Below are 25694 nucleotides of genomic sequence, written 5' to 3'. Positions count from 1 at the left end.
TTCTAAAATAGAAAATATGATAAATAAGACATCAAACAAGGCCACGAAATTAAACTTACGTGATTTTAAGAGTATTCAAATGAAAACTTTTTGGATTACATCATTAGCATTCTTTCTTTGCTTTTTCGCTTGGTTTGGAATAGTACCTTTTATGCCAGACGTAGTTAAGGATTTAGGATTGACGCCTTCTCAAAAATGGAATTCAATTATATTAGCAGTCTCAGGTACAGTATTTGCTCGTTTGGCTATTGGGAAATTATGTGATAAATACGGCCCAAGGTTATGTTATACTTATTTATTAGTATTGGGAGCAATTCCGGTAATGTTGCTTGGTTTTGTGCAAACACCTATGCAATTTTTAATATGTAGGTTCTTTATAGGCTTCATTGGAGCATCTTTTGTCATTACACAATTTCATACTTCTATAATGTTTGCTGCAAATATTGTAGGTACAGCAAATGCAACATCTGCTGGATGGGGAAATTTAGGAGGTGGAGCGAACCGTTTAGGTATGCCCTTAATAGCTGCAGCTGTTGTAGCTTTTGGTGTGGCAGATGAAATAGCTTGGCGTTACTCTATGGTTATTGCAGGAGTTTTATGTCTTTTAATGGGCTTAGTATATTACTTTTTTACAAAAGATACTCCAGAAGGAAATTTTGCTGAATTAAAAGAAAAAGGCGAAATGCCAGTCTTTAAAAAAGACGAAGCATCATTTGGTAGCGTATTAAAAGATTACAGAGTTTGGATATTATTTTTAGTCTATGCCGCTTGTTTCGGAATTGAATTAACGGTGTATGGAACTATGGATGATTATCTTCAAAATAGATTTGGACTAGATAGAACCTTTGCGGGAAACCTAGTCTTATCTTTTGCTTTAATGAATATTTTTGCTCGTACGCTTGGAGGTTATTTCGGAGATAAGTTTGGGAATAGTAAAGGCTTACGTGGTCGTGTAATTTTCTTAGCAGTTATTTTAGCTGCGGAAGGTATTATGCTTTCTTTCTTTTCTATGACGACGAGTTTAGTAGTAGGTATGATTTTTTTAATAGCCTTTAGTTTAACAGTACAAATGGCAGAAGGAGCTACGTTTTCAGTGGTTCCATTTATAAATAAAAAAGCAATTGGTTCTATTTCGGGTATCGTAGGTGCAGGTGGTAATGTTGGCGCTTTTTTGGCAGCAATATTACTAAAGTCTAAATCTGCTGTTGCAGAGAGTGCTGCTATTACTTCCAGCAAAGGTCTAGGACAAGAGGCTATAGAAGCAGCGCAAACCGTAGCATCTGCTTCTGCAGTTTCGGGAGGTTATTTTGTAATCGGAGCTTGTATTTTAGTCGCTGCTCTATTATCACTCACTATAAAATTTGCAACTTCAGAGGAAACTGTACGAGGAGAGTCAGGCAAACTTCAAATGGCCGATAAATAAAGGAAGTAACACTATTTAGAATTAAATAAATCAATAAAAAAATAAGAAAAATGAACAAGCAATATTTTTCAATAGGATTGCTATGCCTAATCACGCAATTTATCAGTGCACAATTTACGATAGATGGTGAGTTTAGGCCACGAACGGAATACCGCCACGGATATGGCAATCCAATAGCAGAAGATGCTGATGCTGGGTTTGGAATTTCTACTAGAGCACGTTTAAATTTTGGGTATGTAGACGAATCGTATAAGGTATATTTAAGCTTACAAGATGTAATGACTTGGGGAGAAAATAGACAACTTTTACCGGCAGATGCAAATAATTCTTTTGCCGTTTTTGAAGCTTGGGGAGAATTAACTTTAGGCGAGGGTTTTTCTACAAAAATTGGGAGACAATCTATTTCTTATGATGATCAGCGTATTATGGGTGGGTTAGATTGGGCGCAACAAGCTCGTAACCATGATGCGGTACTTTTAAAGTATAAAAAAAATAAATTCCTACTCGATGTTGGTTTGGCATTTAATCAGGATAAAGCAGACTTGTCTGGTTTTTCATCTGTAGGCACAGCATATAGCACAACAGGTTTCTTTTCATATAAAGCAATGCAATATTTGTATTTGAAACAAAGCTGGGATACTTTTTCGGGTAGTTTATTAGTTTTGAATAATGGTTTTCAGGAATATGAAGATGATGAAATAACAGCAGATGGTACTAGTAGTTTAGTAACTATAGGGACACATTTAGGCTATAAAAAAGGAAAATTAGGATTAGACGGTAACTTTTTTGTTCAAACTGGGCAAAGACAAGGAGAGGTAGATGTAAAAGGGGCCTATTTGGCTAGTTTAGACCTTAGCTTAAAAGCGTCTGAGAAAATAACATTGGGTGCTGGGGTAGAAATCATTAGTGGTAATGATGCCGATGCTGGTGAAACAGGAGCTTTTTTTCCACTGTATGGAACCAATCATAAATTTAATGGATTTATGGATTATTTCTACGTAGGGAACCACGCAAATTCAATTGGGTTATTAGAGGTGCATGTGAGTGCAAAATTTCAACTAAATGAAACTTCTAGTCTAATGGTGAAAGCTTTGAATTTTAGTGGAGAACAGGAATTAGCTAGTGGAGAAAAATCATTAGGAACAGAAATAGACCTTGTTTATGCAAAGAAATTTAAAGGATATGGACTTGCAATTGGGTATTCTCAGATGTTTGCTAGTGATGGTATGTATGAACTAAAAGGGATTACAGAAGATGCAGCAGCAGGTGGTCAAAACTGGGCATGGGTAATGTTAACCATCAAACCAAAGTTTTTAAATATAGCCGTTAAATAATAAATAGATTAGGGTTTTTATACACTACCACAATGCGTATTTTCATTGTGGTAGTTTTTAATACACTAAAACAGATAGAACTTTTTAGGGGGCTATGTACTAAGTATTCAACTACGTATTTTTTAATTTATATTTGTAAAAAATAGCAATTAAAATATGGACCAGACGATACGAATAGTTTTAGCAGATGATCATTCTTTAGTTAGAGATGGTATCCGTGCTTTGCTTGAGGAAGAAGAAGATTTAGTGGTTGTTGCAGAGGTATCAAACGGTAAAGAAGCTATAGACATGGTGAATGAAAAAAAGCCGGATTTGCTGATTATTGATATTCGAATGCCTATAATGAATGGTATTGATGCTGTAGAAATCTTGAACAGGCAAGGGACTACCACAAAAACCATTATTTTGTCCATGCATGATTCTGAGGAATATATCTTGAAATCTGTTAATGCTGGGGCCAATGGGTATTTACTTAAAGATACGGGTAAAACTGAATTTATAAAAGCCATACGTACGGTACAGCATGGCGGTAAGTATTTTAGTGGTGATATTTCAAATGTTTTGGTCAACAACCTTTTAAGTGGAAGTAAGCCTATTTCTGAAAAATTAAAACCTACGAAATCAAATGATAATCCGTTTGATTTGACCAGCAAAGAACTTCAGATATTAGAACTTATTTTATCGGGATTGACGAATAAACAAATTTCTGAAAAATTAGCGAATAGTAAACGTACCGTAGAAACGCATCGGTTTAATTTAATGCGTAAGATGGATGTTAAGAACCTTATTGATCTATCTAAAAAAGCCCAAGAATTTAATTTAGTTTAAAGTTTAGTCTTTCTGTAGTTTAGAAATTACTAGCCCTACATTCTTTTCTTCAAAGGACCTAATTCCTTTCAGTACGTAAGCAATTAGTTTAGATTTTGGATCTTTTATAAATTTGGCTAATGCGACCACCAATAGTTCTATTTTAGCAATGGCTTCTGGCTTTTGAGTTTCGTCAAGAGCCCATAGAAGATTAGCACTGTTCCAGGATTGTTCTCTGGCTTTCCGCATACTAAAATCTATTACTTTTTCATCCGTATTTTTTCCCAGTAAATCTAAAAGAAAAAGTAATGGGGAAACACGACTTAAGCGGTCCTGCATTTCATTGGTGATCGTAAAAAGAATATCATTCACTTTATTAAAATCATTTTCAATAAGCGTAAGTTCTTTTCCGTACATAGTTGCTGCAGTAGCAATCCCTAAATCTAGATTTATATGCGCATTTACTCCTAACATAATGTGTTGTAGAATGGTTAGCTCTTCTCCTGCGTTTTCAAAAGAAAATAGCCAAGAAGCACTCACTTTTTTTCCGGAATTGTAATCCTTATACGCATTTATATAAAGATTTGCAAAAGCTACATCCATCTGTTCTAATTGTTTATTATTTTCAAAACCACCACGCTCAACTTCTTTCAAAATTTCTGCAGTTGTTCGCCGATATAAATACGCAAAAAGACCCAAACGACTATTTTTTGTAATGCAAGATTCAATAATAAGATCAAGTTCCATAAGAACTTCTTTAATCGTTGTTGGTTTGCTCATTTTAATTTAAAAAAAAGTTTTACTTCCTAAAAGTACCATTTTCTCTCTAGTACCTACCATAACAAACTATAAGTAACCAATAATTTTGCGCTTAAGTTTTATAAATAAAAAAATAAACAAATGAAAAAGACAGCATTAATTATAGGTGGAAGTAGCGGAATAGGGAAAGCAACAGCAAAAAGACTTTTGAAAGAAGGTGTAGAAGTGCATATTGTGGGAACCAATGAGCATAAATTAAATGCTTTTAAAAATGAAGTTTCAGAAGGTTTACATTGTCATAAGGTTGATATTACAAATATAGCAGCGGTAAGCGAATTAAATAGTGTAATTGATCGTTGGGAAAATTTAGATTATTTAGTAAATGCATCTGGAATTTTTGGACCTAAACCTTTTTTAGAGCATACTATTGAAGATTATGATTCGTATCAGAATTTAAACCGTGGGTTCTTTTTTATCACTCAAAATGCAGCAAAAAAAATGGCAGCAACAGGTGGTGGGGCAATTGTAAATGTTGGTTCTATGTGGGCGAAACAAGCGGTAAAGGCAACTCCGTCTTCGGCCTATTCTATGCAAAAAGCAGGTTTGCACTCGCTTACGCAGCACTTAGCCATGGAACTTGCTGATCATAAAATTCGCGTGAATGCGGTTTCTCCTGCTGTTGTAGAAACACCTGTTTACGATAGTGTTTTTGGTGATAATGATAAGGCACATGAAGCTTTAAAAGGGTTTAATGCGTTTCATCCCATTGGAAGAATAGGTCAGCCAGAAGATGTAGCGGAAACCATACACTTTTTGTTGTCAGATAAAGCATCATGGGTAACAGGAGCCATTTGGGATACTGATGGTGGTGTAATGTCTGGTAGAAATTAAAAATTCAAGTTTTTAATAGCGGGTAAGAGGGGTGTCTTATCTTATTTTTTTAATCTTTATAAAATTTAAATTAGATGTATACAATGGATAACTTAAAGCACTTAGGTGCTTTGGAAAAAAATGCGAGTCCGGCTATGAAAGCATTTCAAGCTTTTGATAAAGAAGCTTTGAGTGATGGCGTAATTCCTAAAAAATACAAAGAATTAATTGCGATAGCTGTAGCGTTAACAACACAGTGCCCTTATTGTTTAGAAATACATAAAGAGCAAGCCATTAAAGCGGGAGCTACACAAGAAGAATTAGCAGAAGTAACCTTTGTCGCAGCTGCCTTAAGAGCAGGAGCGGCCGTGGTTCATGGAACTCATTTAATGAATAAATAATGATAAAAACTACCTCTAAATACTTAATAATAGGCGCAGGCCTTTCAGGATTAACAACAGCATATGAGTTGTATAAAGCGGGAGAAACAGCTATTATTGTTTTAGATGCTAGAGCAACCATTGGAGGTAGAATTTTGACCACTAATCAGATCGATTTTGGCGCTACTTGGTTTCAAAATCATCACACCCATGTGGCTGGTCTATTGAGGGAGTTGAAGATTGAAAAATTTCCTCAATATGCTAAAGGGCAGAGTGTTTTAGTGTATAGTACTATGGCTCCAGAGCATTATTTTCAAAATGATCCTAATGCGCCATCGGCACACAGAATTGCAGGAGGGTCTACTGCTCTAATTAAAAAATTAGCAACACCTTTTTTAAATCAAATACATACAGATACCACAGTTCTCGCTATAGAAGATCTCGGAGATAGTATAAAAGTAGTGACCAATAAAGCCGCGTATAGCGCAGAAAAAGTAGTTAGTACCATTCCACCACGTATTGCAGCACGAATTGATTTTTTGCCAGAATTACCTAATAATGTTACTGAGGTGATGAAAAAAACACATACCTGGATGAGTAATGCTATAAAGGTTGGGCTAAAATTTAAGCAACCCTTTTGGAAAGCTAGAAATTTGTCAGGAACGGTCATAGGGCAAGTGGGTGCTGTGACAGAATTGTATGATCATACCAATTATGGGGAAACGGAATTTGGTTTAATGGGCTTTGTAAATGAAGCACTGAGAGATTTAACTCCTGAAGAACGACAAGCAAAAATTCTTGCGTACCTTACTAAATATTTAGGTGAAGAAATTATGGATTACACCTCTTATGAGGAAAAAGATTGGTCTCAAGATAAAAATACTTCTTGTGATACCATTAAATCTATTTATATGAGTCCCGCGTATGGAAACCCTGTTTTTGCCGACTCTTACATGAACGGAAAACTCTTATTTTCTGGCGCAGAAACATCGCCCTTGCATGGAGGTTATATGGATGGTGCTATTTATAGTGGAAAATTAGCAGCCGAAAAATTAAAACATAAGTGAAAGAATCTCAAAAAATAGAGCAATACCACCTACATAAAGCGCACCCCAATAAGTTGCAGTTTCAGTTGCATGATTTAAAAAGTTATCGAAAAAAAAATCCAGAAAAAGCAGCCATACCCCATTCACATAGTTACTATCAATTATTATGGTTTTTCAATGCAGGAGGTACGCATACCGTAGATTTCAATTCGTATGAGATTAAAGAGAACATGGTGCTTTTCACGAATAAAGATCAGATTCATTTTTTTGATGATAACCTAGATGTAGAAGGTTGGTTAATTCATTTTAATGAAAGTTTTTTTATGCATTCAGATGTTGATATTTTTTTGAAATATAACATTTTCAATATCGAGCAAAACCCTTGCTATTTATTGGATAGCAATACGGTGAAAATTGCAACACATCATATCGAATTAATAGAAAAAGAATTGCCCAATAAACTAAGTTTTGGTCATGAAGATATGATTCGTTTTTTACTGAAATCCCTACTAATAACCATGGAGCGTATTCATTATGCGGATCAAAGTAGAAAGCTGCAGATAAATAACCATTATGAGCGGCAGTTTTTTAAATTTAAAGACCTAATTGAAGTCCATTATAAAAACGGATTAGCAATAAGCGACTATGCCAATTTGCTAAATACTTCGGCTAAAACCTTGACCACCATTACTAAAAGTGTGGTCGATAAAGCACCATCAGCGTTGATTAAAGAACGTATAGTATTGGAAGCTAAACGATTATTGAAATTTACGAATTTACCTATAAATGAAGTAGCATTTCGTTTAGGTTTTGAGGACGACTCCTATTTTGTAAAATATTTTAAACGCGCTATAGGGATGTCTCCTAAGGCGTATAGAACTACTATTTCTTAGCCTAATTACGTAGGAATTTTATCTTGTTGCGACTATTTTGTTCCTAGTTAATTATTGATATATCAAAACCTTAGGCTGATTATTATCAAATCAACACTACGTATATATACGTATTTTTTGTACCTTGTCATGGCTAATTACGATGCATTCGCATCTAGATTTAAAATCATGCAAAAGAATACAACACATAAAACTATTTGTTCCTATTGCGGAGTAGGCTGTGGTATAGTAGTAGAGAAAGATGCAAAAGGAATCTTGAGTGTAGAAGGAGATGAAGAATATCCTGTAAATACAGGTATGTTATGTTCTAAGGGTAAAAACTTAAACTACGTAGCACAAGATACAACAGATCGCATTTTGTATCCAGAAATGCGTTGGAGCAGAAACCATCCTTTGCAACGTGTCTCTTGGGATACTGCTTTTGATCGGGCAACAGCAGTTTTTAAAAGTATTATAGCTAAGCATGGTCCAGATAGCGTTGGTTTTTATGTGTCTGGACAATGTTTAACCGAAGAATACTACTTAGCAAACAAAATTATAAAAGGGTTTATTGGGAGTAATAATATAGATACCAACTCTCGTTTGTGCATGAGTTCTGCAGTAGTTGGCTACAAAAAAACGGTAGGAGATGATGCTGTTCCTATTGCATATGCAGATATAGAATTAGCAGATTGTTTTTTAATAGCAGGAGCTAACCCCGCTTGGTGTCATCCTATATTATTTAGACGTCTAGAAAAACATAAAGAGGAAAACCCTAATGTAAAAATTATAGTGGTAGACCCTCGTAAAACGCAGACCTGCGCGTCGGCAGATTTACATTTACAAATTCTTCCAGGTACAGACGTAATCTTATTTAATGCTATTGCACGACTACTAATTGAGAAAAAGAAAATAGATAAGAATTTTATAAAAAAGCATACTGAAAATTTTGAAGCTTGTAAAGCAAGTGCTTTTTCGTTAACCATCCGTCAGGCAGCAGATAAATGCGGAATTCCTGCAGATGAAATTAAAAAAGCAGCACAATACATAGGAAATGCAAAAGGCTTTATTAGCATGTGGACTATGGGTCTTAATCAGAGTGCTATTGGGGTTTCAAAAAACGTATCGTTACTTAATTTATCCTTGTTAACAGGGCAAATAGGAAAGCCTGGATCTGGTCCTTTTTCATTAACAGGGCAACCCAATGCTATGGGAGGTCGTGAGGTTGGTGGAATGGCAAACCTATTGGCAGCACATAAAGATTTAAGCAATCCAGAGCATAGAAAAGAAGTGGCCAATTTTTGGGGAGGGAAACCTATTCAGGAAAAGCCAGGCTATACTGCAACAGAAATGTTTGATGCACTTGATGAAGGAAAGCTAAAAGCAATTTGGATTATCTGTACCAATCCTGTGGTAAGTATGCCCAATGCAAATAAAATAGAACGTGCCTTAAAGAAAGCGAGCTTTGTTGTGGTTCAAGAAATCTCTCATACTTCAGAAACTACCCAATTTGCAGATTTATTACTACCCGCTGCAGGTTGGTTGGAGAAGGAAGGTACGATGACCAATTCTGAAAGAAGAATTAGCTATTTGCCTAAAGTTATAGATGCTCCGGGAGAGGCCTTGCCAGATGCTGAAATTTTATGGCGCTTTGCGCAAGCAATGGATTTTAAAGGTTTTAATTATACAGGAGTTAGTGAGGTTTATGATGAGCATTGTTTGCTAACAAAAGGGACACCTATAGATATCTCTGGATTATCGTATTCACGACTTAAAAATGAAGGTAGCTTTCAATGGCCAGTTCCACATCATACACATCCAGGAACACCAAGATTATTTACGGATTTGGTTTTTAGTACTCCTGATAAAAAAGCACATTTTAATGCACCAACAGAGATCTACAATACTTCCGAAGAAACAAATATAGAATATCCATTAATTTTAAATACAGGTAGAGTCCGTGATCAATGGCATACGCGTACAAAAACTGGAAAAGTAAATAGATTACTTACCCATATTCCTCATCCCTATTTAGAAATGAATAAGGTAGATGCTTTTTTAAGGCGACTTAAAGAAGGAGATATTGCTGTTATAAAAAGTAGACGGGGTGAAGTTCAAGTAAAAGTTACCATCAATTATGATATTCGAGAGCAAGTGGTTTTTATGCCAATGCATTGGGGTAAAATATTAAATAATGATTTTGGTCGTGCGAATAACTTGACGAATGATCTTGTAGATCCAGTTTCTAAAGAACCAGATTTTAAATACTGTGCGGTACAGGTTGTCAAATATGTAAAGCCAAAACAGAAAGTAGTTATTATTGGTGCAGGTGCTGCAGCATACCGTTTTATACAATCGTATAGAGAAAAGAATGACACGGATGAATTACACGTTTTTTCAAAAGAAAAAGATCCGTTTTACAATCGGGTTTTGTTGCCAGAATATGTAAGCGATGAGCTGTCTTGGGGAGCTTTAGAAAAGCTTAAAAAAGGAGAGCTTAAAAAATTAGATGTAGTGCTACATTCAGGTGTTGGAGTTTCGCAAATTGATGAGGAACAAAAGTATGTGGTAGATGATAATGGTATTGCGCATGAGTTTGATTTGCTGATAATGGCAACGGGCAGTAGGGCTTTTATTCCAAGTGATGTTCAAATAAAATTACCAGGCAGGTTTACCATGCGAGAACGTGGTGATGCCGATCGGTTAAAGACCTATTTGCGAGAAACAGGATTGCAAAATGAAGAGCAGCATGTGGTAATAATTGGTGGTGGCTTGCTAGGTTTAGAGCTTGCTGCAGCGTTAAAGAAAATAAAAGTAAATATAAGTATCATTCAAAGGGCACCGCGCTTAATGGAGCGCCAACTAGATGATGTGGCAAGTAGGTTATTAGCACAAGATGTGGCAGAACGCGGTATAAATCTTTATTTTGATAATGAAGTAAGTACTGTTTTTAAAGAAAAGTCTAGTGAATATACTTTGTTAGTGAACTTAAAAACAGGAAAAACCATTAAGTGTAATGCTGTCGTTTATGCTATAGGTACACGACCAAACATAGAATTAGCCAAGCAAACAAAATTAAAAACTCGTAGAGGGGTTGTAGTTAATTCTTATTTGCAAACAAGCAATCCTTCTATCTATGCATTAGGAGAGATTGCAGAATTTAATAATCAGTTGTTTGGCATTACTTCTGCAGCTGAACAACAAGCAGATATTGCTGCTAATTATATCTTAGGAGATTTTAGTAGCATCTATAATGGCTCTGTTTTAATGAATATTCTAAAGTTCGAGAATCTTGATTTATGTAGTATCGGAATGGTGAATTCGCCTGCGGGAGATAGTAGTTATGAAGAGATTATTTTGATGGATGTAAACAAACGTTTTTATAAAAAATGTATCGTAAAAGATGATACCCTAAAAGGAGCAATCCTAATGGGAGATAAGAATGAGTTTGCAGAATTTAAACGATTGATAGAAGAAGAAATAGAACTTTCAGAAAAACGAAATGAATTACTCCGTGGAGCCTCAAATACAGCACCTATGAAAGGGAAATTGGTGTGTTCTTGTAGCCAAGTGGGGGAAGGTAACGTTATAGACGCCATTCAAGGAGGATGTGCTGACTTTACTAAATTGTGCTCAGAAACAGGAGCAGGCCTCGGGTGCGGAAGTTGTAAGCCAGAACTAAAAGAACTATTAAAAAATCAGCTTCAATTAAGCCATTAATGCGTACGATTATGAATGATGATTTACATAGAATATTATTAAAAGGAGGAGTTACTTCTCCAGGAGAATTAAAAGATGTAATAACCATGTTGGAGGCAGCTGGGCTAAAAGAAGTCCATTTTGGTTCTAGACAAGACTTACTTTTTCCGCTGAATGATGCAGATGAGCAGCAGTTAGAAAGCATCTCTAAATACAATACTACAATTATAGGAGAACGATTCTATCAAAATATTGTTTCCTCTTATGTATGTGCAGATATTTTTGACATGACCTATTGGTTAAAAGGGTCTACCTATTTGTATATTCTTGAAGGGTTTGATTACGCGCCAAAACTTAAAATAAATATTACAGATGCTAAACAACGCCTTGTTCCAATATTTAGTGGCAATCTAAATTTTATTGCTTCTGAGAGTGAAGATTATTGGTATTTAAACATCAAATTACCGCACTGGGACACGGGCGCTTACTATCCTGTTTTAGTCTATAGTTGGGATATTAATACGATATCTAAAGCAATAGAAGCTATTTATGAAGATATTCAAGATGTAGATGAGTTGTTCTTTGTACTCAACAAAAACCTTGATACCAATAATAAAACGATAGAAAAAGAGCTTGAAGTACCTTACCTTACTTTTCCTTATTATGAGGGCATGAACCGGATGGGCTTAGACCAATATTGGTTGGGTTTGTATTGGAGAAACAATCGATATGATCTAAATTTTTTAAAGGAATTCTGTGGCTTTTGCTTAGACAATGGTGTTGGTAAAATATGTATTACTCCATGGAAATCATTTATCGTAAAAGGAATTAAAAGTCAAAGTAGGCCAGATTTAGAGCGTTTTCTAGGACAGTGGGGTATTAATATTCGCCATTCGCAATTAGAGATGAACTGGCATTTACCGGTAGATGACGCAGAAGCATTAGAATTGAAAAAGTTTTTGGTCTTAAGTTTTGACCAAAATGATATAAGTACGTATGGACTAACATTTGGTTTAAGCAATGAATCAGGGAAACGTACGCACTTTTCATCGGTTGTAATTGAAAAAAATGAAGCGCCAACCATTGTAAAAGATTTTGCAATACGGCCAACGTATAATGTGCTACATTTTAAAAACTTTGATCCTAACACGCAAGTTTATGAGGTGTATGCTCAAGATGTAGATAAGATAGAATTACCTGGTCTGTTAATGGAGCTAAGTAAGAAATACTTTAAGCAGTTAGGACAGGTAGAAATTAAAAAAGAAGAAACAAAAAAATCCTCAGAGCAATTAGTAAGAGAAGTATACCAATGTGCCTCTTGTTTTACGGTATATGATAAAGAATATGGCGATGAAAAAGCAGGGGTTAGTCCAGGGACATTATTTGTAGATCTTCCAGAAGATTATTCGTGTCAAGTCTGTGATGCTTCTAAAGTAAACTTTAGTAAAATAGCGCTTCAATTAAATTCTTAATATATAATTATACTTGAACCAGGAGACCGTGTCTGCTGGTTAATTGTTGCTTTCCTTGCGTTCTCGGCTAAATTTAGTAATTTTACCTACTTATTTATTTGTAAACTAAGCTGTTTAATTCAATAAAACGGCTACTTTATAGATGAAAAAGCGGGAACATAACAAACAATATTCAACCAATTTCTCTGCATATGTCAACAAATGGTAAGCCAGTAATCGATTTAAATAACAAAGACGAGCAAACAAGCTCAAAAATTGATCTAATTAAAAATATTATTTTTGGTGATAACATTCAGGCGTATGATTCTGAATTTGAAGCACTTAAGAAAGATATTTTAGAGAAGAAGAGAGTTTTAGAAGAACTTGTAGAAGAAGTTCGAACAGAAATTAATAGTGCTTTAGATTCTGTAGCTACTGATGTAAATATTAGAGTAACGGAGCTAGAAGAAAAATTAGAAGACAAGATAGAAACCTTAGATGCCGTAAAGCTTGATAAGAAAACCTTAGGTAGTCTTTTAATAGAATTAGGAGAAAAAGTAAGCAAAAAATAATTTTTTAAATAAAATTATCATGGTTGAAAAAGACAAAGTAGAGCTTCTTAGAGACATTTTGTTTACTGAAGACCGTGTTTTTGCTGAAAAAATAGCGAATCGTATAAAAATTATTGAAGAAACCGTTAACGAAAGAGAACAACTCTCAGAAAAGGTTAACCCAATAATAGCAATAAAACTTAACGAATTTATAACGGATATTCCCAAAACATTGGGCCCTACAATAACCGAAACATTAAAGGAAGAAATTCGAAAAAATAAAGATGACATTGTAGATGCACTGTATCCTATTTTGGGTAAAATGATTAAAAAGTACATCTCACAAGAGATGAAAATTTTATCAGAGAAAATTAATAAAAAATTATCGGCATCACGTTGGAAAACGAAGTTTAAATCTTGGTTTAGTGGCGTTAAAGAAGAAGAAATTATCCTTAGTGAATTAGAATCTGCTAATATAGAGCAGGTACTTTTAATAGAAAGAGGTTCTGGTATTTTAGCGGCCAGCTATACTAAGTCTGAAACGATAGATGAAGATATGATTTCTGGTATGCTAACAGCGATAAAGGGTTTCGTAGAAGATGCTTTCGGACAGAAAAATCAGAATTTAGAATTAATTGAATATGAATTGTACAATATTCACCTGCAGAGTTTTGTCTCATATTATGTTGCAGTAGTTATTTCTGGTAATTATTCTATAAGTTCAAAGGGTAAGGTTCAAGATCTAATTTTTGATTTTTACGATGATTTTATGGGGAAGAATTTAGATGCACTTTTTGCATCAGATAAAGAATCAGATAAAAAAATAATGGACAGAGAAACACTTGAAAAAGAGCTACTCGTAAAATTTGAAAATGCAAGTATCTAAAAAAATTGTAGTCTTAGGACATTTTGGAGTAGGTAAAACTTCATTGATTAGGCGTTTTGTAGAAGATAGTTTTTCAGACAACTATAAGGTTTCTATTGGCGTACATATCACAAAAAAAGTAGTAGAGATTACTCCGGAAGAGAAAGTATCACTTATACTTTGGGATTTGGAAGGTACAGATGATTTAACTACCATTAGAGATGCTTATCTCTTAGGAACACATGGTGTCGTATTTGTATTTGATGTAACCAGACCTTCTACGTTTCAAGCTTTAAATTCTGATTTAGATATCGTAAAAACTAAAATAGCAAGCATACCACTTTTGGTGGTGGGTAATAAAGTAGATTTGGTATTGAAAGAAGATTTAGAAAAGCTGTTTAAGAACAATAATATAGAAACAAATTTTTTAACGAGCGCCAAAACTGGTGACACCGTAAATGATTTATTTCTGCATTTAGCTAAATTATTACACTAGAATGTTAGATCAGTATCAAAAAGAGTATGCCACAAAAAATGTTCAATTTATTTTAATTGACGAGAGTGGCCTAATTTTAGAAACAGATCAGGCGTTTTTAAAGTTAGACATACAAACTACAATTTTTGATGTTCATCCTTTTTTTTACACTTTTGAATCTATAAAAGATGCTTTAGATAAAGAGCTATTATATAATTGTGTACATATTAATTACAGAAATAGAGATTATGTTACAGATATAAAATTTGCTAGAAAGAAGGATGGGTATTTAATTATCATATCAGACTATACCAGTCATTATACAGAATACCAAGCCATTGCCCAAACCCGTAATGAATCTATTATTAACGGGGAACTTGTTGCTATAAAAAATGCGGAATTAGAGGAAAGAGAAAAATTCAAAAACTCTTTTATTCGTAATTTTAGTCATGAATTGCGAAATCCCCTAACAAGTATAATTTCGATTACTAAGATACTATCAGGAACAGAACTTACCAATCAACAACAAGATATGGTAACCTTTCTACAACAATCAAATTCAAATCTAAAACAACTTTTAGATGATATTTTGAGTATTAGCATGATTTCTTCTGGAAGGCTAAAACTGCGAGAAAACATCTTTAGTTTATCGCAACTTTTTGATTTGTTGCAATTTACATACAAAACTAAGGCAAGTGAAAGGGATATTGATTTTGAAGTTAAAGTTGATAAGAAAATTACAGACCTAGTTGAAGGAGACCGTTTACGTTTGTTTCAAGTACTTACTAATTTATTAGATAATGCTTTTAAATATACTCAAAGTGGCAAAATTACCCTAGACATCCAATTAAATCAGAAAAGAGCAAATAGGTTAAACTTGCGTTTTGAGGTTATAGATACGGGTGTTGGTGTTTCATTAGAAAACCAAATTACTATTTTTGAGAGCTTTTCTCAGCTTAATGGTGATCAAAGTTCAGATTTACCCAAAGGTACAGGCTTAGGTTTATCTATTGTAAAAGGGTTGTTGAAGTTAATGGATTCAGAAATTAAAGTAGTGTCTAGTGTTGCTAATGGATCTACGTTTTATTTTGATTTAACGCTAAAACAACCATTGCCAAATATTACAAAGACTAATATTTTAGCACCGCGAAAAAAGAAAGAGAAAAAGGTTAAATTTAAGTCAGATAGAAAATTTAGAATCTTATTAGCAGAAGACGATATAAACGTACAAACCGTTTTATTTAAATCGTTATTGGATACAAATTTCTTTTATATAGACCTTGTAAGTGATGGGGCTATGATTATGGAGAAATTGATAAATGATGACTACGATCTTTTGTTAACAGATGTAAATTTACCTAATGTTACGGGAGATCAGGTTGCTCGGTTAATTAGAGATTTTCCTTTTAAAAATATTAAAAACATACCGATTATAGGCATCACTGCATACTCCTATGAGGATGATTTTAAAGCTTTTAAAAAGTCAGGGATGAATGCCGTATTATCAAAACCGTTTGACCATGATGAACTTTTAAAAACGATGTCTAAATACTTAAAGTAGGCAAACTTCTATCCTAAATTACATCCAATATTTTTTTAAAAACCATTCACTTAATTCGTGTGAAGTGTGCTATATTTATATTAAAATGTAGGAAAATATGTGTTAAAATGCATTTAAACGGGTAATTCGTGACTTTAAACGAAGAATTAAATTTGCTCGAATACGATTCTTAAATATGGAAATAGTACTATATTTTTACATCAGATTTAGAGATTAAAATAGTCTTAAGATCTAGAAAACACATGACCAGCTTTTTTTTTAAATTAATATATAGCGTATGAATAGTTCATATTTGGTGATTATTTTGTTTGTATCAAGTACAATTTGTTTTCTATACTCTTTTTTTTTAGTATTGAACATATTCTCAGTAAAAAAAAGGGTGAATGATTTTTTTAAAAAAAAAGATAGCCCGATAAATGAAGCAATTAACAATATCAATAATAATGGGAGTGCTGTGTGTAACCACATGGATATTAGCGGCGCCGGCATTAAAAACAAGTAAAAAAGAAATTGAAAAAGAGAAGTCAGTTTTAGAAAATAACAATAAAGCGAGTAGAGCACAAACACTAACCATGTTTTAACAGTGCAAAAACGATAACAAGTCCATTTTACAATGGTTGAATAGTAAAGTGTTTGTTATGTTCCCCTAAAAGGGTATTTGGAAGCAATTTCAAGTGCCCTTTTTTCATTTTTAAAAGGCAAAATTTAAATTTATATATTTTAATTTTAGCTTTTACATACTTTCTTTTTATCCGCTATTGTATGGGAGTCCAAAGTATTAATGCCTTCGGAGTTATCTAATTAGTATCAATAATGCACCTATTGCCGTTAATATCAGAATCATTTTTCGGTAAAATTCATCTTTAATTATTTTAACCAAACGCACGCCTATGAAAAGACCTATTAGAATGCCGGGAGCTAATTTTAAATTAATCCATAAGGTATCTGGCGTAATTGTTTCCCATACAAAGATGTGAAAGGGCAATTTAAAAACATTGACAATAAAAAATAACCAAGCCGCAGTACCAATAAATTCGTTTTTTGGCAAGCGCATAGCTAAGAAGAAAATATTAGAAAAAGCACCAGCTAAATTGCCAATCATTGTTGTAATCCCTGCCATGATACCTATAGATCCAGCAAAGGCCCAATGGGTAGGTACAGATTTGCTTTTTCTGCGATCCCACCAATACATCATTACAACGCTACCAAGAATAATAAAAGACATTCCAAATTTAAAAGTTTCTTCGTCTAGCTCTTTTCCAATAACAACGCCTATAAGTACACCAGATATCATCCAGGGTAAAAAGCGTAAGATATAGCTCCACTGCGTGTGTCTATTGTAATAAATTACGGCAAAAATATCACCAGCAATAAGTAAGGGTACAATAAGACCTGTAGACTCTTTAGCGACAAAGGCAATAGCCATTAGGGTGACAATGATAATTGCAATTCCTTTAATTCCCGACTTTGAAATTCCTAAAATAATGGCTGCTAAAAATGCTAATATCCAAGAAGATTGCGAAATATTTGATGAAAGGGTTAAATACATGAACTGTGTTGCTGAATGGGGTGCAAAAGTATTGTAAATTAATTAACTTTAAAGTCAGACTAATAAACTCAAGAATAGATGAAAGAAAGAATTGTTGCTGTAGATATATTTAGGGGGATGACTATTGTACTAATGATTTTAGTAAATAATCCAGGAACTTGGGCCGCAGTTTATGCTCCTTTCTTACATGCAGATTGGCATGGGTACACGCCAACAGATTTGGTGTTTCCGTTTTTCTTATTTATTGTGGGTACGTCAATCGTCTTTGCATATAGTACTAAAAAACCTACGGCTGATACCTATAAAAAAATTGTGAGCAGAAGCCTTAAGTTAATCGGGTTGGGATTGCTATTAGGGGCTTTTACCTTGGTGTTCCCATTCGTAAAAGATTTTTCAGAAATTCGTTTTCCAGGGGTCTTACAAAGAATTGGAGTGGTTTTTTTTATCACCTCTATCTTATTCTTAAATTTTAATTGGAAACAATTAATAGGAGTTACCGTGTTTATACTTATTGGGTATTGGTTAGCTATGGGTTTTATTCCTGTAAACGGAATAGCTTCAACCTTTGATAGGGCTCCAAATAATTTAGCAAACTATGTTGATTTAAATATTTTAGGTAGCCATATGTGGAAAGATGATTATGACCCAGAAGGCTTGTTGAGTACTATACCTGCAATTGCTAGTTGTCTTTTAGGTGTTTTTACAGGAAAAATTTTACTTTCAAAGCAACAAAACAAAACGACAATAGTATTGGGTTTAGGTTTGATATTGCTGATTGTTGGTCATGCATGGCATTTTATTTTTCCAATAAATAAAGCGTTGTGGTCTAGTAGTTTTGTATTGGTAACCGCTGGTTGGGCTAATTTAATTTTAGCCTTAATTTATTATAGTACAGATGTGAGAAAGGTGCAATTTGGAACTATTTTCAAATATGCAGGGGCAAATGCTATTACCGTTTTTTTCTTATCTAGTTTTATAGGTAAGTTATTTGGTTTAATTAAAGTAGGTGAGGATCGTGTTTCAATACATTCTTGGCTCTTCAATACCTTGTATGTTCATGATTTTTTACCCATACAGCTTTCGTCTTTACTTTATGCTATTACCGTAATGAGTTGCTATTTATTAGTAGCTCTTGTACTTTATAAAAGACAAATTTTTATTAAAGTTTAGTGGCTATCCATAAGATTATTGTAGTTTTAATTTAAACAAGAAATATTATGATCGATAGTGAAAAATATACAAAAATTTATAGTGGTACTCAAGTCACTGTTATTTTATTAAAAGGCTTATTGGAAGAGGCATATATACCATATATTGAAAAAAATGAACAAAATTCTGGTGTAATAGCAGGTTTTGTTGGGGGTACAGAATCTACAATAGCGCTATCTGTTTTAGGTAGAGATTTGGATAAAGCAAAGGGTATTGTTGCTGAATATGAGAATGGAATAGCTAAAAACTAAAGTCTATTCGCTGTTAATTTTGCCACATATTTTCCAATAACATCAAACTCAAGGTTCACAACGGTTCCTTTTTTATAGGTGTTAAAGCGTGTATGTTTATAAGTATAAGGTATAATGGCAACACTAAACGTATTGGTGCCAGAGTTGATTACCGTCAAACTGGTACCATCAATGGTTATAGATCCTTTTTCAATAGTGGGGTTATGTAGTGTAGCATCATATTCAAAAGAGAATAGCCAGCTTCCGTCTTTTTCTTCAACCTTGGTACAGGTCCCAATTTGATCTACATGTCCTTGAACAATATGACCGTCTAAGCGAGAACCAAGAATCATTGCACGTTCTAAATTTACTTGATCGCCAACGGTTAATTGAGCCAAATTTGTTTTTTGTAAAGTTTCATCAATAGCGGTAACGGTATAAGAATCGCCTTTTACGGCTACAACGGTGAGACAAACGCCATTATGAGAGACGCTTTGATCTATTTTGAGTTCAGGAGTAATTGTAGACCTTACAGTAATGTGTAAATTAGTGTCTTCTTTCTCTAATGTCTTTACTTCTCCTAAAGTTTCAATTATTCCTGTAAACATGTGTCGTTTTAATTAACTAGTTTTGTGCTGTAAAATTACTATAAACCCATAAGATATCATGGAGGAAAGACAAAAAATAAAAGTAGGGGTTTCTATTGGCGATTTAAACGGAATAGGTTGTGAGGTAGTGCTGAAAACTTTTGAAGATAATCGAATGTTAGACTTCTGTACTCCAGTGATTTTTGCATCTAATAAAACAATTTCATTTCAAAAGTCAGAACTTAATTTAGAGATTAACTATCATGGTGTTCAGGAAGCATCTAAGGCCTTAGCGGGAAAAATCAATGTAGTTAATGTATGGCGTGAAATTCCAAATATTAAATTTGGGGAAGCAACTAAAGAAGCAGGAGATTTTGCTATTCAATCATTAAAGGCAGCGGTAAAAGCATTAAAAGATGGCGACATAGATGTTTTAGTAACCGCTCCGATAAATAAAAGTAATATTCAGGCGGATGATTTTAATTTTCCTGGACATACAGATTTTCTTGCACAAGAATTGGAGGGTGAAAGTTTAATGTTTATGATTACTGACGGTTTAAAGGTTGGTTTGCTTACGGATCATATTGCCGTGAAGGATGTGGCAGCTGCAATAACACCAGAGCTTATTAAAAGTAAAGTAGCTACCATAGAAAATTCTTTAAAAGTAGATTTTGGTATATCTAAACCTAAAATTGCAGTATTAGGCATTAATCCGCATAGTGGAGACAATGGTATTATAGGTAAAGAGGATGATGATACCTTAAAACCAACCATAAAAGAACTGTCAGAAGAAGGCCATTTGGTTTTTGGACCGTATGCTGCAGATAGTTTTTTTGGTTCTGATGGGTATAAGAATTTTGATGCTATTTTAGCAGCATATCACGATCAGGGCTTAATTCCTTTTAAAACTTTGTCATTTGGGAATGGTGTAAATTATACGGCTGGATTAAATAAAGTGCGTACGTCTCCAGATCATGGAACAGCTTATGAAATTGCAGGAAAAGGAAAGGCAGATCATAGTTCTTTTAAAGAAGCTGTTTTTCAAGCAATAGAAATATTTAGGAAGAGAGCAGAATACAGTGAGCTGACTGCAAATCCTCTTAAAAAGTCGAGATTAAAACGAGAATTTAGATAAATAAGTCAGACGAGAAATAATTTTTAGCTAATTTCATTAGTAAATACAGTGCTTAAACGCTATTTTACAAAATAAGCTAAAAAGTTGGGTTTTAGTAAAATAATAGTATCTTTGCACCCGCCTTTGCGTGGCAGGAGCACTAATAATAAGTGTCAAACATGAAGAAGCATAAAGAGTTTGTTATTCCTTTTTCAGGATTGAAGCAAGGAAGACACGAATTTAATTTTGAGATAGATAATACGTTCTTTGAATCTTTTGAATATGATGAGTTTAATAATGCAGCTATTAATTTAGCAGTGGTATTAAATAGATCGAGTACAATGTTAGCGTTAGAGATAAACGCGACAGGTACGGTAAACGTTTATTGTGATGTTACGAATGAACCTTATGACCAACCAGTAGAAGCAGATTTAGAGCTTCTAGTTAAGTTTGGTGATGAGTTTAATGATGACAATGATGAAATTTTAATTATCCCACATGGGGATTTTGAGGTAGATATTTCGCAATATGTTTATGAAATGATCGTTTTAGCAGTGCCGTTAAAAAAGGTGCATCCAGGAATAGAGGATGGTACTTTAAAATCAGCAGCATTGGAAAAATTAGAAAAATTGCATCCAAAAGAAGTAAAGGAAAACAAAAATAAAGAAACGGATCCTCGTTGGGATTCATTAAAAAAGTTATTAACGGATAAATAAGTTTTAAAAATGGCGCATCCAAAACGGAAGATTTCCAGAACAAGAAGAGATAAGAGAAGAACGCATTATAAGGCTGTAGCCCCTACTCTTGCAAAAGATCCAACAACTGGAGAAATGCATTTGTATCATAGAGCACACTGGCATGAAGGTAAATTATATTACAGAGGCCAAGTTTTAATTGATAATACAGAAGAAGCAGTTGCTTAATTAACTTCTGAAGAAAGTATATGGACTCCCACTTGTAAAAGTGGGAGTTTTTTTATGTGAGCAATTCAAAAATTTAAAAACAAGAGTTTTTAATATAAAAAGTCGCAAAAAATCACTAATTTTCACCAAATTTGCTGCTTTTTTGAAGATTTAAGCACAAAAATGTTTCTAAATGACTAAAATATCAGCGGCCATCACGGCAGTAGGGGCTTATGTTCCTGAGTTCGTAATGACGAATAAAATGTTGGAGGACCTAGTAGATACTAATGATGAATGGATCACTACTAGAACAGGTATTAAAGAGAGAAGAATACTTAAAGAAGAAGGAGCCGGTACGTCATATATGGCGATTAAGGCTGCAGAAGAATTAATAAAGAAAAGGGGTATTGACCCTAAAGAAATAGATTTAGTATTAGTGGGTACAGCTACTCCAGATACTTTAGTGGCTTCAACAGCTGCATTTGTTGCTTCAGAAATAGGAGCAACGAACGCTTTTGCATTTGATTTGCTAGCGGCATGTTCTAGCTTCTTATTTGGGATGTCTACTGCAGCAGGTTTTATAGAATCAGGAAAGTATAAAAAAGTACTTTTGATAGGGGCAGATAAAATGTCTTCTATCATAGATTATGAAGATAGGACTACTTGTATTATTTTTGGAGATGGTGCAGGAGCTGCACTTTTTGAACCTAATGAAGAAGGTTTAGGAATGCAAGATGAATATTTGCGTTCTGATGGAAATGGTAGGTCTTATTTAAGTATGAATGGAGGAGGTTCTGTAATGCCAGCCACAGAAGAATCTGTAAAGAACAGACAACATTATATTTTTCAAGAAGGTAAAACAGTATTTAAATTTGCGGTGTCTAATATGGCAGAAGCAGCAGCTCAAATCATGGAACGTAATTCATTAACACATGATGATGTTGATTGGTTGGTGCCACACCAAGCCAATAAACGTATTATTGATGCTACAGCTAATAGAATGGGCTTAGATCATGATAGAGTAATGATGAATATTCAGAAGTATGGGAATACAACATCTGCAACTTTACCGCTTTTATTAAATGATTACGAAAAGCAATTAAAAAAAGGGGATAACTTGGTTTTTGCTGCTTTCGGAGGAGGATTCACTTGGGGATCTATCTATTTAAAATGGGCATATAACTCAAAATAACAATATCAACTATTATATTAAACTAGAATTCGATGGATATTAAAGAAATTCAAAGCTTGATTAAATTTGTAGCCAAATCAGGTGCTAGCGAAGTTAAATTAGAGATGGAAGACATCAAAATAACAATTCGCACAGGTGCAGCTGGTCATGAGCCAACTTCATATGTTCAGCAAATACCAATGGCACACAATCAAATGATGGCTGCAGCACCTGCACATGAGGAAGCTCCTTCAGTAGAAATTGCAGCAAAAGCAGAAGCTAATGAGGATGATAAATACATCACTATAAAGTCGCCAATTATTGGTACATTCTATAGAAAAGCTTCACCAGAAAAACCTGTTTTTGTTGAAGTCGGTAGTACTATAAACAAAGGAGATGTACTTTGTGTTATTGAAGCAATGAAATTATTCAATGATATTGAATCTGAGGTTTCGGGTAAGATTGTTAAAGTTTTAGTAGACGATTCTTCACCAGTGGAATTTGATCAACCATTATTTTTGGTAGATCCATCATAAGAAATTTTAGATACTTAAATTTTAAATGGTTGTCTTCAACCATTTAAAATCCATTTAAAATTTAGGATTCAACATTTAAAATTTCAAAAGATGTTTAAAAAAATATTAATTGCAAATAGAGGAGAAATTGCACTGCGTATTATCAGGACCTGCCGTGAGATGGGAATTAAAACTGTTGCAGTTTATTCTAAGGCCGATGAAGAAAGTCTGCATGTACGTTTTGCAGATGAAGCAGTATGTATTGGTCCAGCTCCTAGTAGTGAGTCTTATTTAAAAATACCAAATATTATAGCAGCAGCAGAAATTACAAATGCTGATGCTATTCACCCAGGATACGGGTTTTTATCTGAAAATTCTAAATTTTCAAGAATTTGTGCAGAACACGATATTAAGTTTATTGGTGCCTCTGGGGACCAAATAGATAAAATGGGTGATAAAGCTACTGCAAAAATAACAATGAAAGAAGCTGGCGTACCTTGTGTGCCTGGTTCTGATGGGTTGTTAAAAGATGTTGCAGATGCCAAAAAGATTGCTAAAAAAATGGGATATCCCGTTATGATAAAAGCAACTGCTGGTGGTGGTGGAAAAGGAATGCGTGCTGTTTGGAGTGAAGATAAATTAGAAGATCTTTACAATAGTGCTGTTCAAGAAGCTAAAGCGGCATTTGGTAATGGCGGTATGTACATGGAAAAGCTTATTGAAGAGCCACGACATATTGAAATTCAAATTGTTGGGGATCAATACGGTAAAGCATGTCACTTGTCAGAAAGAGATTGCTCTATTCAAAGACGTCATCAAAAGCTTACCGAAGAAACTCCTTCTCCTTTCATGACCGATAAGTTACGAGATGAAATGGGTGCAGCTGCAGTAAAAGCAGCTGAGTTTATAAAATATGAAGGTGCAGGTACGATAGAATTTTTGGTAGATAAACACCGTAACTTCTATTTTATGGAGATGAATACACGTATTCAAGTAGAGCACCCTATAACAGAACAAGTAATAGATTACGATCTTATTCGTGAGCAAATTCTTGTAGCTGCTGGTGTTCCAATCTCTGGTAAAAACTATTTACCTAAGTTACATTCTATTGAATGTAGAATTAATGCAGAAGATCCTTATCATGATTTTCGCCCTTCACCAGGAAAAATAACAACCTTACATACTCCTGGAGGTCACGGTATTCGTTTAGATACGCATGTATATAGTGGCTATACTATACCTTCAAATTATGATTCTATGATCGCTAAATTAATAACCACAGCTCAAACAAGAGAAGAGGCTATTAATAAAATGAAGCGTGCTTTAGATGAATTTGTAATAGAAGGTGTAAAAACAACAATCCCTTTTCATAGACAATTGATGGATCATCCAGATTATTTGGCAGGAAATTATACCACCAAATTTATGGAAGATTTTAAAATGGATCCTCCTAAGGAATAAATAGTATAAAAAACTCCGGCATATAGCCGGAGTTTTTGTTTTGTAGGTATTTTAAAAGTTCAAGCGATAATTTTATTCTTTATTTCTACAGATTCTAAAACCTTGATCCATAGCTCTTCTTTTGGCTTCATTATACCCTCTGTGAGCTACTTTAGCATAATCATCTATGTTGATCCATCCGCCACCTCTTTGAGTTCGGTATGTTCCCTTAGAAATATGTTCTGTTACATGCCACTCTTCACACCATTCCATAACGTTGCCAGTCATATCATAAAAACCCAGTTCATTAGGTTTTTTTAAACCCACAGGTTTCGTGGAGCAGTGATTGCGTTGCATGCTTCGGTAGTTCCAGTTTCCAGAAAGAATAGTATCACCTGTATCTTTCCAAGTCCACGCAACACTGTTAATCTCATTACTACCGCTAAATGTAAAACTTTTGCTTAGCTGCCCACCTCCAGCAGCATATTCCCATTCTACCTCTGTTGGCAATCTGTACCCATTTGCTTTTTTATTGATACGAATATCTCCATCTAAAGTATCTTTGGTAGTATCAATAGCATAATAAGGAAGCAAGCCTTCTTTGTTACTTCGTTTATTGCAATAGGTGATACATTCATACCAAGTAACCATTTCAACAGGTAAATTGTCACCTATAGTGTTAGAAGGGTTAATGGGCATAATTTCGTTCCATTCCTTTTGCGTAACTTCAAACTTACCCATATAAAAGTCAAGAACTTTACCTTTAATTCCATACAATTGTGAATTCTTATTTTTCATTATTCCTCCTTTTACAAAAATAAAATTAGCAGAAGTAAGAGGTTCTGCCTTCTTTTCTACGCAGGAGCTATGTAAGAGAAGGGTTA

Annotated in this window: 26 protein-coding genes; 22 read left to right on the top strand and 4 right to left on the bottom strand. The window is 34.2% G+C overall.

The window, feature by feature from the left end:
* The first annotated feature begins 16 nt into the window (after positions 1–16).
* From CELAL_RS06755 to CELAL_RS06745, 3 genes are all read left to right on the top strand, one after another.
* On the top strand, positions 17–1423 hold the full coding sequence (locus CELAL_RS06755) for an MFS transporter (protein ID WP_013550159.1): 1407 nt from the start codon (positions 17–19) through the stop codon (positions 1421–1423).
* Between the two features lie 50 nt (positions 1424–1473).
* On the top strand, positions 1474–2757 hold the full coding sequence (locus CELAL_RS06750; RefSeq protein WP_013550158.1) for an alginate export family protein: 1284 nt from the start codon (positions 1474–1476) through the stop codon (positions 2755–2757).
* A gap of 156 nt (positions 2758–2913) precedes the next feature.
* Positions 2914–3585 carry a response regulator transcription factor gene (locus CELAL_RS06745; protein WP_013550157.1) on the top strand — a complete coding sequence of 224 codons (672 nt, stop codon included), beginning with the start codon at positions 2914–2916 and terminating at the stop codon, positions 3583–3585.
* Between the two features lie 3 nt (positions 3586–3588).
* Here CELAL_RS06745 and CELAL_RS06740 read toward each other — a convergent pair whose 3' ends face one another.
* Entirely contained in the window at positions 3589–4344 is a 756-nt protein-coding gene (locus CELAL_RS06740) for a DUF5995 family protein (protein ID WP_013550156.1), read from the bottom strand.
* Between the two features lie 120 nt (positions 4345–4464).
* On the opposite strand from CELAL_RS06740, the gene CELAL_RS06735 reads away from it, so the two are divergent.
* From CELAL_RS06735 to CELAL_RS22335, 11 genes are all read left to right on the top strand, one after another.
* The gene (locus CELAL_RS06735; protein WP_013550155.1) at positions 4465–5214 is read left to right on the top strand and encodes an SDR family NAD(P)-dependent oxidoreductase; all 750 of its coding nucleotides are present in this window, start codon (positions 4465–4467) and stop codon (positions 5212–5214) included.
* 83 nt (positions 5215–5297) lie between these two features.
* Positions 5298–5594, top strand: coding sequence for a carboxymuconolactone decarboxylase family protein (locus tag CELAL_RS06730; protein WP_207175809.1), 297 nt, complete (start codon positions 5298–5300; stop codon positions 5592–5594).
* Positions 5594–6640, top strand: a complete 1047-nt coding sequence (locus CELAL_RS06725) for a flavin monoamine oxidase family protein (protein ID WP_013550153.1) — start codon at positions 5594–5596, stop codon at positions 6638–6640. Before CELAL_RS06730 ends, CELAL_RS06725 begins: the two co-directional genes overlap by 1 nt.
* A complete protein-coding gene (locus CELAL_RS06720) occupies positions 6637–7512 on the top strand; it encodes a helix-turn-helix domain-containing protein (RefSeq protein WP_013550152.1) in 876 nt (291 codons plus the stop codon). Before CELAL_RS06725 ends, CELAL_RS06720 begins: the two co-directional genes overlap by 4 nt.
* A gap of 168 nt (positions 7513–7680) precedes the next feature.
* Positions 7681–11211 carry a nitrate reductase gene (locus CELAL_RS06715; RefSeq protein ID WP_041557989.1) on the top strand — a complete coding sequence of 1177 codons (3531 nt, stop codon included), beginning with the start codon at positions 7681–7683 and terminating at the stop codon, positions 11209–11211.
* Between the two features lie 11 nt (positions 11212–11222).
* A complete protein-coding gene (locus CELAL_RS06710) occupies positions 11223–12662 on the top strand; it encodes a rubredoxin (protein ID WP_013550150.1) in 1440 nt (479 codons plus the stop codon).
* A 191-nt stretch (positions 12663–12853) separates the two neighbouring features.
* Positions 12854–13213, top strand: coding sequence for a fructose 1,6-bisphosphatase (locus CELAL_RS06705; RefSeq protein ID WP_013550149.1), 360 nt, complete (start codon positions 12854–12856; stop codon positions 13211–13213).
* Positions 13214–13232: 19 nt separating this feature from the next.
* Positions 13233–14078 carry a hypothetical protein gene (locus CELAL_RS06700; RefSeq protein ID WP_013550148.1) on the top strand — a complete coding sequence of 282 codons (846 nt, stop codon included), beginning with the start codon at positions 13233–13235 and terminating at the stop codon, positions 14076–14078.
* Entirely contained in the window at positions 14065–14553 is a 489-nt protein-coding gene (locus tag CELAL_RS06695; protein WP_013550147.1) for a Rab family GTPase, read from the top strand. Before CELAL_RS06700 ends, CELAL_RS06695 begins: the two co-directional genes overlap by 14 nt.
* Position 14554: 1 nt before the next feature.
* Complete coding sequence (locus CELAL_RS06690; protein WP_013550146.1) at positions 14555–16093, top strand: hybrid sensor histidine kinase/response regulator; 1539 nt, start codon at positions 14555–14557, stop codon at positions 16091–16093.
* A 416-nt stretch (positions 16094–16509) separates the two neighbouring features.
* Positions 16510–16674, top strand: coding sequence for a hypothetical protein (locus CELAL_RS22335; RefSeq protein ID WP_169311399.1), 165 nt, complete (start codon positions 16510–16512; stop codon positions 16672–16674).
* A 212-nt stretch (positions 16675–16886) separates the two neighbouring features.
* Here CELAL_RS22335 and CELAL_RS06685 read toward each other — a convergent pair whose 3' ends face one another.
* Entirely contained in the window at positions 16887–17642 is a 756-nt protein-coding gene (locus tag CELAL_RS06685; RefSeq protein WP_013550144.1) for a sulfite exporter TauE/SafE family protein, read from the bottom strand.
* A gap of 78 nt (positions 17643–17720) precedes the next feature.
* Here CELAL_RS06685 and CELAL_RS06680 point away from each other — a divergent pair, with 78 nt between their 5' ends.
* Positions 17721–18812, top strand: a complete 1092-nt coding sequence (locus CELAL_RS06680) for an acyltransferase family protein (protein WP_013550143.1) — start codon at positions 17721–17723, stop codon at positions 18810–18812.
* A gap of 47 nt (positions 18813–18859) precedes the next feature.
* Positions 18860–19102, top strand: a complete 243-nt coding sequence (locus CELAL_RS06675) for a putative signal transducing protein (RefSeq protein ID WP_013550142.1) — start codon at positions 18860–18862, stop codon at positions 19100–19102.
* Here CELAL_RS06675 and CELAL_RS06670 read toward each other — a convergent pair.
* Positions 19099–19689, bottom strand: a complete 591-nt coding sequence (locus CELAL_RS06670; RefSeq protein WP_013550141.1) for a riboflavin synthase — start codon at positions 19687–19689, stop codon at positions 19099–19101. The genes CELAL_RS06675 and CELAL_RS06670 overlap by 4 nt on opposite strands.
* Before the next feature lie 58 nt (positions 19690–19747).
* On the opposite strand from CELAL_RS06670, the gene pdxA reads away from it, so the two are divergent.
* The 6 genes from pdxA (at position 19748) to accC (ending at position 24831) form a co-directional block, all read left to right on the top strand.
* Positions 19748–20803 carry a 4-hydroxythreonine-4-phosphate dehydrogenase PdxA gene (gene pdxA / locus CELAL_RS06665; protein WP_013550140.1) on the top strand — a complete coding sequence of 352 codons (1056 nt, stop codon included), beginning with the start codon at positions 19748–19750 and terminating at the stop codon, positions 20801–20803.
* A 158-nt stretch (positions 20804–20961) separates the two neighbouring features.
* A complete protein-coding gene (locus CELAL_RS06660) occupies positions 20962–21498 on the top strand; it encodes a YceD family protein (protein ID WP_013550139.1) in 537 nt (178 codons plus the stop codon).
* A 9-nt stretch (positions 21499–21507) separates the two neighbouring features.
* Positions 21508–21705, top strand: coding sequence for a 50S ribosomal protein L32 (rpmF, locus tag CELAL_RS06655; protein ID WP_013550138.1), 198 nt, complete (start codon positions 21508–21510; stop codon positions 21703–21705).
* A gap of 172 nt (positions 21706–21877) precedes the next feature.
* A complete protein-coding gene (locus CELAL_RS06650) occupies positions 21878–22876 on the top strand; it encodes a beta-ketoacyl-ACP synthase III (protein ID WP_013550137.1) in 999 nt (332 codons plus the stop codon).
* 32 nt (positions 22877–22908) lie between these two features.
* Positions 22909–23391 (top strand): acetyl-CoA carboxylase biotin carboxyl carrier protein, encoded by a 483-nt coding sequence (gene accB, locus CELAL_RS06645; RefSeq protein WP_013550136.1) that lies wholly within the window; start codon positions 22909–22911, stop codon positions 23389–23391.
* 90 nt (positions 23392–23481) lie between these two features.
* Entirely contained in the window at positions 23482–24831 is a 1350-nt protein-coding gene (accC, locus tag CELAL_RS06640; protein ID WP_013550135.1) for an acetyl-CoA carboxylase biotin carboxylase subunit, read from the top strand.
* A gap of 72 nt (positions 24832–24903) precedes the next feature.
* Here accC and CELAL_RS06635 read toward each other — a convergent pair whose 3' ends face one another.
* A complete protein-coding gene (locus tag CELAL_RS06635) occupies positions 24904–25608 on the bottom strand; it encodes a formylglycine-generating enzyme family protein (protein ID WP_218916573.1) in 705 nt (234 codons plus the stop codon).
* Between the last annotated feature and the right edge of the window lie 86 nt (positions 25609–25694).

The organism is Cellulophaga algicola DSM 14237 (assembly GCF_000186265.1).
Lineage (GTDB): Bacteria > Bacteroidota > Bacteroidia > Flavobacteriales > Flavobacteriaceae > Cellulophaga > Cellulophaga algicola.
The sequence above is the reverse complement of the archived record's forward strand: the minus strand, read 5'-3'. Positions and strand labels throughout refer to the sequence as shown.